Here is a 12800-nt window from a genome sequence, read left to right as displayed (position 1 = left end):
TCCACCTTATGGATAATCAACAGGCGTGTGTTATTATATTCCAATTATATACGCCTGGTTTGATAAATCGATAAACTTTTGTGGTAGGAGGTAAGAAAAGACGGAGGTTGAGAGCGTAAAGTCAGCTTTTCAAAGCAAAAGAACACCGTCTCGGTTAATAAACCTTACGGTGTTCTTGTTTTGTTAGTGCGTACCACCGAATATTTTACCTACGCCTTGCAGTTTTTCAAGAATTACAATGAGAATCACTGAAATGAAAATAACTACACTGGAAACAGAGGCAACCAATGGATCATACGCATCCTGCATATGAGAGAAAATCTCGATGGGGAGCGTACGCATATCCGGTGAAACCATAAACAACGAGACAGTTACATTATCAAATGAAATAAGGAAGGCGAACAACCCGCCTGAAATAATAGCCGGACGGATAAGTGGAAGCGTGACTTTCCAGAAAACCGTTAGCGGGCTTGCGCCCAGGATAGCCGCAGCGCGTTCCAGATTGTAATCAAACCCACTTAAGCCTGTAAGTACAAGCCGAATGACGTAAGGAATGCATATGATGATATGTGCAATCAAGAAGCCCGTTCCGGTACCGGCCAGCATCAGTGGGGTAAAATAAATGAGAAGCGCTACCCCCAATACAAGCTGTGGTACGCTAAGCGGCGATGTTAGTAAAGATGTAATATATGCTTTGCCTGGAATGTCATATTTGGCAATGGCCAGCGCACCAAGCGTGCCAAATATAACGGCAAAGAAGGCGGCCATAAACGCGAATTTGGCACTATTGATCAGGGCCGTCATGAATTCTGGACGTTCCAGTAGCTTCGTATACCACTGAAAGGAAAAGCCCTGCGGCGGAAAACTCGGATAGCTGGCGCTTGTAAACGAAGCGGGAATAACCACCAGCAGTGGAACTAGGATATAAATGATCGTCAGAATCGTAAAGATGAGGCGAAGTTTTCCCGTTATTTTTATCATCGGAACACCTCCCTGAACTTACTCTTTTCAAATCCGCGTGTAAAGACGGTTACCATAATCATCGTTGTAGCCAACAGCACATAGGACAGGGCCGAACCGAATGTCCAACGAAGCAAATTATTAATTTGGTCGTAGGCGACAACAGGCATCATCGGCACGTTGGCTCCTCCCATAAGTGCGGGTGTTACATAGGCGCTCATGGACATGCTGAACACAAGCACGCATCCGGATACGATGCCCGGCAGACTAAGCGGAAGCGTGACCGAGAAAAATGAACGGAGCGGACTTGCACCGAGAATCGCACTCGCTCTTTCTAATGAAGGATCAATGTTGTATAGGCTGGTAGCAATCGCCAGAATCATAAAGGGAAGATAGGCATTGGAAAGCCCGATAATAACGCCAATTTCCGAAAATAGCAGCTTCAGCGGCGAATCGATAATACCGAGCGAAGCAAGAACACTGTTAATCGTTCCATTTGGTAATAGTAACAAATACCAGCCAAAGTTGCGTACTACAATGCTTACCAATAGCGGAGCAGCAATCAGCAATGCAATATATCCGCGTACGCGAGGAGAGCTTTTGGCCATCGTAAGAGCAACGGGATAGCCGAGCAGCAGAGAGACCAGAACCGTATACAGGCTTACTTTGACTGTTATCCAAAGTGAAGATAAATAGTAGGAATCACTAAAGAACAACATATAGTTTTTCAGGCTAAACACGGCATTAGTCGCAGTTGGGCTATCTGTATAAATAAAGCTTAAATATAAAATGTATAGCATGGGTACGACGAAAAAGCCAAAAATAAACAATAAAATCGGAAGTAACAGAAGAAGGCCGGGAACATAGGTCTTCTTCTTTTTTCGCTGGCTCCCTTTTTCAGGCTCGGTTTCTTGCTTAGGATTTAAGGGGGACTCCTGCGTTACTTCTTGATGAGCATAATGTCTGACGGATTCCATCCAATCATCACCTCTTTTCCGATTTGCCAGGAGGCGTCATACATGGGTGTTAAAATTTGTACAGGTTTTCCGATAAGGGCGACATCAATTTCCCATGAAGCGCCAAGATAGTTCATCTGCGTAATAGTAGCCTTATGGAAGGGTCCTGGTTGCGCCTGATCGGAAGGTGTTATGAATAATTTTTCCGGACGAATGTATAGCTTTACTTGATCACCTGTACGGCATGTACGGTCGGCTCCCATCACATTATCGGCATCCACGAATGTTCCCCAGCCGTCTTCGAGCTGTACAGAAATTTTTTGGCTGTCCGTAGCTGTCACGGTTCCGTGAAAACAATTGGATTTGCCGATGAACTGAAAGACAAACTCTGTTTCCGGATGGTTATAAATTGTTGTGGGTGAACTAATTTGCTCAATCTTACCGCCATTCATTACGACGACCCGATCGGATAAGGATAAGGCTTCCTCCTGATCGTGTGTAACGAAAATAGTCGTTACGCCGATTTCCTTTTGCAGTCTTTTAATTTCTACCCGCAGTTCATGGCGCAGTTTAGCATCCAGATTGGAAAGCGGCTCATCAAGCAGCAGTAATTCAGGCTCTACCACGAGCGCTCGGGCAATGGCGACACGTTGCCGCTGACCGCCGGACAGCTCGCGAGGATAGCGGTGCTCCAGACCGGACATTTTTACAAGGTGAAGTGCGCTGTCGATCCGCCTTTCTTTATCGGCTTTAGCTACTTTTCGTAATTTGAGACCAAAGTCGAGGTTTTCATAGATTGTCATATGTGGAAATAAGGAATACGTTTGGAATACCATCCCCAGGTCCCGTTTGTAAGGAGGGATATGTGTCACGTTTTTTCCTTTGATATATACGTCGCCCTCATCAGCTTCCAGAAATCCCGCAATCAGATTAAGCGTTGTAGTTTTTCCGCAACCAGAAGGACCGAGCAGGGTGAGAAGCTCCCCCTGCCTGACTTCAAGGTCAATGCCGTTCAATACGGTGGTTGAGCCGAATTTTTTTATGACATTCCTGATTTCCACATCATTCCTTACCGCATTCTTAATTGCTTGCATAGATGTGCTCCTTTCCATATAAATTACACTTGATATTTTGACAGGGTAGCGCGGTTGGAAGCAGGAGACTCGGAAAAAGAAGGGGTGGATGTGCCCCGCCCACCGCCCTTCCTTCTTTTCCTACCTCCTATCACAAACATGCGTCGATTTATTAAATCAGATGTATATAAATTATTTGCTTACTAGTTTTCCGAGCTGAGGAGTAACTTCTTTTGACCATCTATCTGTCCATTCCGCTCTTATTTTTGCGAATGCAGCGAAGTCCGGTTTAAACGTTTTGTCTGTTTCTTTCAGGCCGATGTATGGTTCATATTTATCCGAGAGCTTCATGCCTTTTACTACCGGGTAAAACCCAGCATCAGAAGCTGCCTTTTGTGATTCTTCTCCGATTAAATAGTTAATAAACTCAAGCGCTTCCTGTTTATGCGGTGTATTCTTAACTAATGTAGCGCTGAATGCCTGTAAGGGTACACCTTCTTTCGGTACGACCATTTTCAGAGGAACGCCGGAAGTGGCTAGGTCGCCAATTGCATAGCTTCCCATTACCGTTATATCAGCAGCACCCTGCTGCATGGCAGGCATCATTTGTGTCGAGTTCTTATAGAAGGTAGAAGAATAGCCAGCAAGTTCTTTTGCCTTTTTCAGCCCCGGCTCCATGTTGTCGGTGCTGCCTCCATTTGCGAGTGCCAGTGCATATAGCGTGTTGAAGCCCCAGTCATTTGAGATATCGGCGAACGCAGTCTTTCCCTTGTAGTCAGGACGCGCCAAGTCATTCCATGATTCGATAGGCTTAAATCCATTCTTTTCAAAAGCGTCCGTATTGTAGGCCGGTGCGATAACAAGACCAAAAGCCGGTGCGGCTGTTTTTTCGACAACGATGAAACGAGGATCGACATCTTTCAAGGCCGGTACGTTTGTTTCATCGATTGGATCGGTAAGTCCTTTTTCTTTCGCCCGTTGCACATCTACAGGTACGTAAAGGGCGATATCAATTTGTGGTGCATTTTTTTGCAGTTCTACCTTTGAAAGAATTTCGCCGGATAAACCAGCAACATAATTAATTTGAATGCCAGTTTTTTCTTTAAATTTCGGAGCGATAACATCGCGAATGGCTTTTTCAATTTTACCGCCGTTCCCGGCTACCGTTAGTTGTTTAGCACCGCCTTGTTCAGGCGCGGTGCCTGTTTGTGTTTCAGCAGGCTTTTGTGCAGTAGGAACACCGCAACCTGTCAGGATAGCTAGCAGGAAGACAGCAATAATGGTGATAAATTTTTGCATGAACATGAACCTCCTTGTTAATTAGCTTGTTTTTGTTTTTTTTCTTCAAAATATCGAGCGGCTCCCGGATGAAGCGGAAGATAAATATTTTTGCCTGCCTGATCCGCATCTATTTCCCTGGCGGCTAAATGAGCATCATAAAGTTCGGGCAGATAAGTGTAAAAATCTTTAGTCAATTCGTATGCGATGTCTGTAGGAAGATCGCGGTAGGTGATGAGTACGTTTTTAACGGCAATCGTTTCGATATCGCTCTGCAAGTGGGCGTATGTTTTAGCCGGGATGCTTTTTTTCAAATAATATGGATATTGCCGTTGTAATTCAGTGATTACACTTTCCGGTACCGAAATAAGCGTAAGAGAAACGTCGTTGGCCAGCGATGAAACATCAGGGTTTGGCAATCCTGAAGAAAAAATTGCAGCATCGATAACTCCGTCCCTAAGCGCCTGTGATGCCTGAGAAAAAGAAAAATAATGCTTTTGTGTATCGTTTGTCAAATGGGCGGCTTGCAGAATCCGCTCGGCACTCAGTTCGGTACCGCTACCAATAGGTCCCATACCAATACGCTTGCCGGTTAAGTCTTTCAGTGAATGAATGCCGCTTTTTTTCGTGACGGCAATATGAATATAATTAAAATAAAGTCCGGTAAGGGCACATAGCTGCGAAGGGACAAGCGGCTGTTTTTCTGCGGAGAGTGCATGTTCTTCGCTAGCAATTGCATCAACTGTAGCGAAACCTAGCTCCGCTTTTTTTTCGCGAACAAGTCTCGTATTTTCGATGGATGCCTTTGTAATTCTCGTTCCTGTAAATGCTCCGCCATATTGGCCATATGTACTGGCAAGTGCTTGTCCAAGTGGGAAATATACTCCCGAGATATCACCAGTGGCGATGGTAATGCTTTTACCCAGCAGTGGTGTAGGCGATGTTTCTATAGGCTTCGGTAACGGATGATGCGTGACAGGAGATGGGATTTCCTGTCTTTTTTCGGCAAGGGAGCAGCCTACCATTATACATAGGATCAGTAGTGCAGCTCCGGTAACCAGATGCCGTAGGTTCATATAGCTCCTCCTTCCGTATTAATAACTTCTGCAAAGATCATACCAATATTCAGACTTATCTAACATGTCTGCGTTTACAACGGAACGGGGATAAATAAGATAAAAAAACCGGCAAATTATGCCGGAGAAAGCGGCGATTTTTGCCGATTCGGCACTTTGTGCCGCCTGCGATTATTCTTCCTGAACGCTTTTAATATTGTACAGTTTTATTTTATCACGCAGACTTCGCTCTGAGATTTGCAGCATTCGAGCCGTTTCCTGTCGATGCCATCCGCAATGGTCGAGTGCAGCAGCAATTGCTCGTTTCTCGATTTCTTTCATCGGAACCCCAACAGGGATGCTATCAACGGTTTCTTGTGTATTTGAAGATGCAGGAAGAGCCGTACCTTGTGAATCATATTGTATGTATTCAGGAAGATCCTCTTCTGCAATGATGTCAGAAGAAGAAAGAGCCATTGCATATTCTATAATGTTTCCAAGTTGACGAACATTTCCCGGATAATCATATGCGAGCAACAGTCGACGTGCAGCGGCAGAAAGCTTTTTTACTTTTTTATTCATTTCACGGGCATATTTTTGCAGGAAATAATCCAGCAACAGTAGCAAATCCTCTTGCCTTTCCCGAAGCGGGGGCAGCGAAATCGGAATTACATTCAGTCGGAAATACAAATCTTCACGGAATGTTCCTTCTGCTACTAATTGTTCCAGCTGTTTGTTTGTTGCACTGACAATTCGAACATCAAGCGGGATTTTTTGATTGGAGCCAAGCGGCGTAACCTCTCGTTCCTGTATAACGCGCAGAATTTTAGCCTGGAGTGCCAGGGGCATCTCGCTAATTTCATCGAGAAAAAGAGTTCCGCCGTTTGCTGCCGCCCATTTCCCTGGCTTTTTTTGCGTAGCCCCGGTAAAGGCCCCTTTTTCATAGCCGAATAATTCACTTTCCAATAGAGCTTCCGGAATTGCTGCACAATTTACGATTTCAAGCGGACCGTGTTTGCGTTTGCCCGTGTTGTGGATAGCGCGTGCCACCACTTCTTTTCCAGTACCGCTTTCGCCGGTAATCAACACATTAGAGTCGATATCCTTAACTCGTTCAATCATAGAAAAAACATGCTCCATTGCTTTGCTTTTTCCTATAAAACGATGACGGTCAGTTTGCACATTGAGCTTTTCCTGCAATGTCCGAACTTCAGAAGAAAGGCGGTTATGTTCCAAGGCTTTTGCGAGTAACAGACGCAGTTCGGTCGTGTTAATCGGTTTTTCGATGTAATAGTATGCCCCTTGCTTAATCGCTTCAATAGAAGACTCGATGGAAGCATAGGCGGTCATCATAATGACCGTAATAGCGGGACATTTTTGTTTGATTTGCCGTAGGACATCCAATCCGTTATGCAGGCCCAGTCGTAAATCTAGCAGTACGATATCAAATGGATGCTCTTCTATCAATCGGAGTCCTTCTTCCGGATCGCTAGAAGTAGAAGTATCGTATATGTCTTCTAGAGCAAAACGAAGAGAAGCACAAATAGCACGTTCATCATCAATGATGAGTATTTTGGGATTCATGTAAACGATCCTCCTGTATGTACAATGGTAATAAGACGGTTACAATGGTTCCTTGCCCGGATTTACTTGTTATGCGCAGATCGCCTTCATTTTCTTTTGTTAGTTTGTAAGAGAGGGGAAGTCCAAGCCCGACGCCGTCATGTTTGCTTGTATAAAAAGGTTCAAAAATATGTTTTATTTGTTCGGGAGCAATTCCGCTCCCGGTATCTGTAATGGTAACCTTTCCTGTTTTTACAGATTCCCTTGTAACGGTAATGGTAATTTTTTTTATTGGCTGTTGTTCGACCGCATCGATCGCATTGAGCAGAAGGTTTAAGAACACTTGCCTAATTTGCTGGGGATCAATGTAGAAGACAAGGTCTTCATGTACAATATGCTCCATGCAGATATGCTTTTTTTCTACGGTTACCCGCAAAAGGGTAAGGAGGGAAGTCAACAGAGCATCAGCTGGATATTTTTCCTGGTTGGGAGAACGAGGACGTGCATAATCTAGCAAGTCCGTCACAATTGCATTCAGTCGATCGATTTCTGCAGGAATGTACTCCATCATCGCTTTTCGAAATTGGGGTTGGTCATATTTATCAGGCATTATCTCTACAAAGGTTTTAATAGATGTCAAAGGATTGCGTATTTCGTGTGCGATTCCCGCTACTAGTTGACCGAGTGCATGTAATTTTTCCTGAACGATGAGTTTCTGTTCCAGCCGCTTTTCCTCCGTGCGATCTGTCATAGATAATAGGTAGCCTGTCTGTTTTTTTTGTGCATCATATAACGTAAGCAAGCGGTAATAAATAACCTTCCATTCTTCCTGTTCGGTTATCTCTAGTTTCGTAAGGGTGTTGCCCCTTTTTTCTTTTTGTTCTCTTATATCCTTATCGTGAGCAAGAATACGTGCGAGCAAGGGTGAATGCTGTATAGATAATGGCGCCTCCCGAGAAGAGCGAAGTATTTCTTCAGCGCGTGAATTGCTGCTTGTGAGCGAGAAATCGAGATCAAATGTTACGATTCCTGTATGGATATTATTCAGGATTTGTTCTTTGAATGCATCACGGTCGGCGATCTGTTGCCGTTGTTCTTGCAAGTAGCCATTTAATGTTGAAAGCTCTTTTGTTCTTTCCTGAACGGCTTTTTTTAGCCGCTGGTTCCAAATGTAGATGAACAAAAGGATGCAAGCAGTTGCTCCAAGTCCAATTGTCAACAGTTGGATAAAATGCTGCAGCCGATTGATTTGAACAGCGAACCCTGGAGTCGTCCAGTTGTTTATAATTGCGTTGATTTCCCCTTTTGTTTTCATAACGGCTAATGTTTTATTCATGATGTTCAGGAGCGGATCATCTCCTTTGCGAACAGCAATGGCAAAGTCGGCAGGTTCGATTACGATTTCAAGCACGGCGAAGCTATCCTGTTGTTTAAAGTGTTGCAAATACACATCGGCTGTCCATTTGTTGCCGATAAACACGTCAGCCCGTCCCTGAAGAAGGGCCAGCAGACCTGACAATTGATTATCGGTGATGGTAAGGTTGGTATGTCGTAAATTGAATAATGATTCTACAACCGCTTCCCGATTTTGTAAAACGACATGTGAATTGCGTATATCGCTTATGCTACGAATTGAATTTCTTTTTTGGTTAGGGACAATCAATGTATCTGACATTGTAAAGTAAGGATCAGAAAAATCAAGCATTTTATTCTTCTTTGCACTATACGTAAGTCCTGCGATTGCATCAATTTTTCCCGCACGTAGTTCCTTTTCTGCTTGGGTAAGATCCATCGGTATATATTCAAAAACAACATTGTTATATGCCGCGATTTTCTCCATGATATCAATGCTGGCACCGGTTAGAGAGCCATTCTCGGCTATATATGAAAAGGGAGGGAGTGCCCATTCAGCCGCAATTTTATACGTTTTCTTGGCGGGGGGAGAGACAGGGAACAGGGCAGCACCGTAAACGTATGGCGCTGCAAACAGAAAGCATAATAAAAAGCATACAAACAGGAGCCAATGATTTTTTCGCAACGAAGCCACCTCTTTTTAAGCAGTAACAGTATTAGTCTAATATTACAAATAAATATAATTGTTTGACAAACACTCAGTGTATATAGCACAAAGATTTCCGAAAAAACGAGTAAAAGGCAGGATAACACAAATGCTATCCTGCCTTACAATCTTACATATCGTCAAGTTATTTTCCAATCATTCTCTGAATCCGTGTGTGGCTTGGCAAAGATGAATGTATAACGCTATTTTGGCGTCTTGGTCGATACCTTTTTATCCTTATAGGGAAGCAGTTGCGAAACGGTAATAAATTGGTATCCTTCTTTTGATAGCTTATCCAGAATGATTTTCACAGCCTGTACGGTTTGTTCACGGTTGCCTCCTGCATCATGGAAAAGTACAATGTTTCCGGGCTTGGCATTGTTGCAAACCTTGTTTACAATTCTTTGAACACCAGGATTTTTCCAATCTTTTGTATCCTGTGTCCACGACCACATGACGACCAGGTGATGCTGAGCTTTTGCAGCATTAACGACTTTATCATCATACACCCCGCCCGGTGGACGGAAGAGAGTTGGATATTTGCCAGTAAGGGAGTGAATCACATTATCCGTGTCTCTAATTTCTTTCCGTAAATCAGAGGCTGTAATTGTACGTAATTGAGGATGATGATACGTATGATTGGCAATTTCATGTCCTTTTTGATGCATTTCCTTAATTAGGGTAGGGTTTTTTTGAGCTTTATGACCCATTACGAAAAAGGTCCCTTTTGCTTTGTGTTTTTCCAATAGGTCTAAGATTTGTCGAGTATATCGGGGATCAGGGCCATCGTCAAACGTTAAGGCAATCACTTTATCATTCGTTTTGACGTCCCAGACAATATCTCCTTTTGCCTCCCAATATGCCCGGTTTTTTGTGGCTGCTTGTCCTATTTCCTGACCTGCACAAAAAAAAGACAACAAAAGGAAAAGTAAAATAAGACGTTTTATCACTTTGGTCAGCTCCCTCATGATTTGTTTGGGTCAGGCTGTCTGTGTCCGTAAAAACATCCTTAACATTGAGCATTCCCTTACATATCTTTTTTTATTTGTAGGAACAAGCTGCCCGCCTATTTTTTGTATCAAACATTTTGAAGATGAGGAAATACATAGTTTGCAAAGCATGTTAAAGAACCCGCTGATTTACCAGCGGGTTCTTTAACATACAGTATTCATTTTTCCATCGCTTTCTTTTTGTCTTCATAGCAATCCATGCAATAAAGTCCTTTTTCCTCTACTTCATATTCAGTAAGTTTAACTCCGCACTCCTGACATTTCATTTCAGTAAAAACAATGTTCATTTTTTCCCCTCAATTACTATTTTAATCTTATTATAAAGTATGTAGTTGGCTTTTAGATGTTTCATTTGTTAAGTATTTATGAATTTTTCTGAAAAAATATCTGTGCCTTCCGCTGCATCGTCTGATGTTCACTTATTTTATTAGCTAGACGATGCCCTTATGCAGCTTTGCTGTAGAAAAACAAAGGGGACGCACGCCGTACGTGTCATTCTTTTCTATCCACCTATGGGTTTTTCTGTATGTTATTTTTGGCGTAGAAGAATATTTTGCTAATTAATAATGCACACTAAAACAGGACATAAAGAAAGGAGTGATACGTATGGCAAAGATCGGAGTCGAAAATACATTAGGTGACATTAAACAATATCTGGAAAGCCAGGGGCATCAAGTAGTGGCGATGGATGAGGGCAACATACAGAATTGTGATTGCTGTGTGATTTCTGGACAAGACCAAAATATGATGGGCATAGCCGATGTGGTAACGAAAGCACCCGTAATTAATGCTGATGGTATGACAGCGGAAGAAGTACTCGAAGCAGTAAACCGTAATATCACCCATTAAAAAAGAGGGAGAAAGGACATTGACAGGGTCCTTCTTCTTCTTTTCTATCTATGGATAATCAACACCCTTGTGTTTAAATACTACTAATTTCCCTGTGAATAAATGTGGTATTAGCGTAAAATTTAGGTGTGAATTTATAAAAAATACGCAAAAAGGTACGGATATTTATGTAAGGGATGCACAATTACATAGTACCTTTTATGAAGGAATATGGAGCAGAAAAATAGGAAAGGCAAGAAGGGGAGAAGAAAGATGAACAGGAAATTGGCAGAAATCTGGAGAAAATTTCGATATAATTACTATATGCAGTTGTATTTAAGCTGCGAAAATGCCAAACAGAAAAAAAAACTGCTTAAAAAGGTGCATATATATAAACTATCCTAAAATACAAGAGCCTGACAGGCTCTTTTTTTGCAGGTAATTAAGATGTTAAAAGCTTGGAAATAGAGGGGTAAAAAGAGGTCTGCGGGTCTCATTTATTTGATGGATTATTTTGAATTATTTTTCTTTGACTCATTTTCTTTCCCTTTGGGTCAAGAATTTGTAGAATAGAAAGATATGGTCAACAATTGCAGAAGAGTAGGGGTGATTCTAATTAATACATATAAAGACATGACCAGTGGAGAAAAGCGCAGCCTCACGCTCTCGATGAAGAAATATGCCGACGCGTTTGCGAAAAAATATGAGGACAATCTGTCCGGTTTTGCCAATGAAGCAGATGTTATTGATACATTTTACGCCGAATGGCTCCAAGATTCCTTAGATTCGCATTATGCATGGTGCTCAGAGAAAAATGAGAACTCTGGGGGCTATACGGTAAAAGGCTATCACGAACAGGATGGCTTCGAGGCTGAAACCAAAACGAAAATTCGCGGTATTCTTGCGGAGAAAATTGATTGGACAAGCGTACAGAATGAGCAAACAAAGCAGCCAATTGCTCCAAAACAGGAAGCGAAAGCGCCTGTGAAGGAAAAGCCGATGCAGCAAGCTGGGGCAAAGAAGGTAGATGCGAACGTTAGCAATCGCAAAATTAAGCGTAAAAATACGGCCAAATTGGGCCGTAATGATTCGTGTCCTTGTGGCAGCGGCAAGAAATATAAGAAGTGCTGTCTGGAGAACGGCGTAGAGTATACGTATGTAAAAGGTAAATTCGTCGCCGTTTCCTAAGTGCGGATACAGCGAAGCAGAAAAGCTCGTCTGAATGAATCAGGCGAGCTTTTTTGTATGCATTATGGGACAAGCGTTGTTTCATACACTTTCAAACCACCATACACAGCTCCAAGCACGGGATAAAGGCCTTGTTCCAGGGAAGTAAGCGCAAGTAGGGAACCATGCAGGTGATCGGTTTCAACAGGAAGCCCCTTTTCCATATCACGCTGGATGTTTTTACTGAGTATGGCGGCAAAGCCGGCCTTATCCAAGTGACGTAGCAATATAGTTGTTCGTTCTGAGATGCCGCCTTTCCATTCTCCGAATACAATATCATGGCGTGGACTGGTCTGAATAATCGTGCCCTCCTGATCTAAAGCTGTCTCGATGAAACACAGTCCACCCAATACATTTTTTTCACCAAAAGCTTTTTTTAGCGATGCAAAATGCTGGTAGCCGTTCAACAGCGGAAATTTCGGGCAAGGATAGCTGCTTTCCTTTCTAGGGCTTAAATGCGCGTTCTTCGTCTTTTGTTGAGCAATGCACCGCTGATGACGAGCACGGCCGCCCATACGAGTGTGGCCAGTACTGAAGTAGCGATCCATGTCGGGGTGCCAAGCGCATAATACATAATTAAATGCGCAACCAGAATAATCGCAATCCAGATAAACAGATTCATGAACAGAAAGCTCCTTTATACAAGAATTATACTCCTATTCTTTCCATTCGGCCGCTAAAATAATAATCATAGGACTGCTTTGTATAATTTATATGCACGCCTGTTGATTATTCATAAGGTGGAAGAAAGAAGGTGCACGCTCCACACAGTAAAGAAAACTTGACTGGTG

13 protein-coding genes are annotated in these 12800 nt (G+C 42.8%); 2 read left to right on the top strand and 11 right to left on the bottom strand.

Features of this window, described 5'->3' with window-relative positions:
• Positions 1 to 183: 183 nt before the first annotated feature.
• The 9 genes from HMPREF0083_RS02795 to HMPREF0083_RS29665 all read right to left on the bottom strand — a co-directional run bounded on the left by HMPREF0083_RS02795 (position 184) and on the right by HMPREF0083_RS29665 (position 10241).
• The gene (locus tag HMPREF0083_RS02795; RefSeq protein ID WP_370951394.1) at positions 184 to 978 is read right to left on the bottom strand and encodes an ABC transporter permease; all 795 of its coding nucleotides are present in this window, start codon (positions 976 to 978) and stop codon (positions 184 to 186) included.
• Entirely contained in the window at positions 978 to 1937 is a 960-nt protein-coding gene (locus tag HMPREF0083_RS02790; RefSeq protein WP_021619484.1) for an ABC transporter permease, read from the bottom strand. Before HMPREF0083_RS02790 ends, HMPREF0083_RS02795 begins: the two co-directional genes overlap by 1 nt.
• Entirely contained in the window at positions 1901 to 3010 is a 1110-nt protein-coding gene (locus HMPREF0083_RS02785) for an ABC transporter ATP-binding protein (RefSeq protein ID WP_021619483.1), read from the bottom strand. The genes HMPREF0083_RS02790 and HMPREF0083_RS02785 overlap by 37 nt, the downstream gene beginning before the upstream one ends.
• A 171-nt stretch (positions 3011 to 3181) precedes the next feature.
• The gene (locus tag HMPREF0083_RS02780) at positions 3182 to 4288 is read right to left on the bottom strand and encodes a polyamine ABC transporter substrate-binding protein (RefSeq protein ID WP_040301267.1); all 1107 of its coding nucleotides are present in this window, start codon (positions 4286 to 4288) and stop codon (positions 3182 to 3184) included.
• Between the two features lie 17 nt (positions 4289 to 4305).
• Positions 4306 to 5343: a TAXI family TRAP transporter solute-binding subunit gene (locus HMPREF0083_RS02775; protein WP_021619480.1), complete on the bottom strand. Its 1038-nt coding sequence runs from the start codon at positions 5341 to 5343 to the stop codon at positions 4306 to 4308.
• A 171-nt stretch (positions 5344 to 5514) separates the two neighbouring features.
• Positions 5515 to 6906 carry a sigma-54-dependent transcriptional regulator gene (locus tag HMPREF0083_RS02770; protein WP_021619479.1) on the bottom strand — a complete coding sequence of 464 codons (1392 nt, stop codon included), beginning with the start codon at positions 6904 to 6906 and terminating at the stop codon, positions 5515 to 5517.
• Entirely contained in the window at positions 6881 to 8923 is a 2043-nt protein-coding gene (locus HMPREF0083_RS02765; protein WP_040301265.1) for a transporter substrate-binding domain-containing protein, read from the bottom strand. The genes HMPREF0083_RS02770 and HMPREF0083_RS02765 overlap by 26 nt, the downstream gene beginning before the upstream one ends.
• 224 nt (positions 8924 to 9147) lie before the next feature.
• Positions 9148 to 9894 (bottom strand): polysaccharide deacetylase family protein, encoded by a 747-nt coding sequence (locus HMPREF0083_RS02760; RefSeq protein WP_167331535.1) that lies wholly within the window; start codon positions 9892 to 9894, stop codon positions 9148 to 9150.
• A 218-nt stretch (positions 9895 to 10112) separates the two neighbouring features.
• Entirely contained in the window at positions 10113 to 10241 is a 129-nt protein-coding gene (locus HMPREF0083_RS29665) for a hypothetical protein (protein WP_021619475.1), read from the bottom strand.
• A 319-nt stretch (positions 10242 to 10560) separates the two neighbouring features.
• On the opposite strand from HMPREF0083_RS29665, the gene HMPREF0083_RS02755 reads away from it, so the two are divergent.
• Positions 10561 to 10803 (top strand): YkuS family protein, encoded by a 243-nt coding sequence (locus tag HMPREF0083_RS02755; protein ID WP_021619473.1) that lies wholly within the window; start codon positions 10561 to 10563, stop codon positions 10801 to 10803.
• Positions 10804 to 11388: 585 nt separating this feature from the next.
• On the top strand, positions 11389 to 11970 hold the full coding sequence (locus HMPREF0083_RS29660) for an SEC-C metal-binding domain-containing protein (protein WP_040301263.1): 582 nt from the start codon (positions 11389 to 11391) through the stop codon (positions 11968 to 11970).
• A gap of 62 nt (positions 11971 to 12032) precedes the next feature.
• Here HMPREF0083_RS29660 and HMPREF0083_RS02745 read toward each other — a convergent pair whose 3' ends face one another.
• Together HMPREF0083_RS02745 and HMPREF0083_RS29230 are read right to left on the bottom strand one after the other, a co-directional pair.
• Positions 12033 to 12524 carry a 2-dehydropantoate 2-reductase N-terminal domain-containing protein gene (locus HMPREF0083_RS02745; protein WP_021619469.1) on the bottom strand — a complete coding sequence of 164 codons (492 nt, stop codon included), beginning with the start codon at positions 12522 to 12524 and terminating at the stop codon, positions 12033 to 12035.
• The gene (locus HMPREF0083_RS29230) at positions 12461 to 12631 is read right to left on the bottom strand and encodes a hypothetical protein (protein ID WP_240961245.1); all 171 of its coding nucleotides are present in this window, start codon (positions 12629 to 12631) and stop codon (positions 12461 to 12463) included. The genes HMPREF0083_RS02745 and HMPREF0083_RS29230 overlap by 64 nt, the downstream gene beginning before the upstream one ends.
• Positions 12632 to 12800 lie beyond the last annotated feature (169 nt).

Origin of the sequence: Aneurinibacillus aneurinilyticus ATCC 12856 (genome assembly GCF_000466385.1) — a bacterium.
Taxonomy (GTDB): domain Bacteria; phylum Bacillota; class Bacilli; order Aneurinibacillales; family Aneurinibacillaceae; genus Aneurinibacillus; species Aneurinibacillus aneurinilyticus.
Note: the sequence above shows the minus strand (reverse complement) of the source record. Positions and strands in the feature narration are given on the sequence as shown.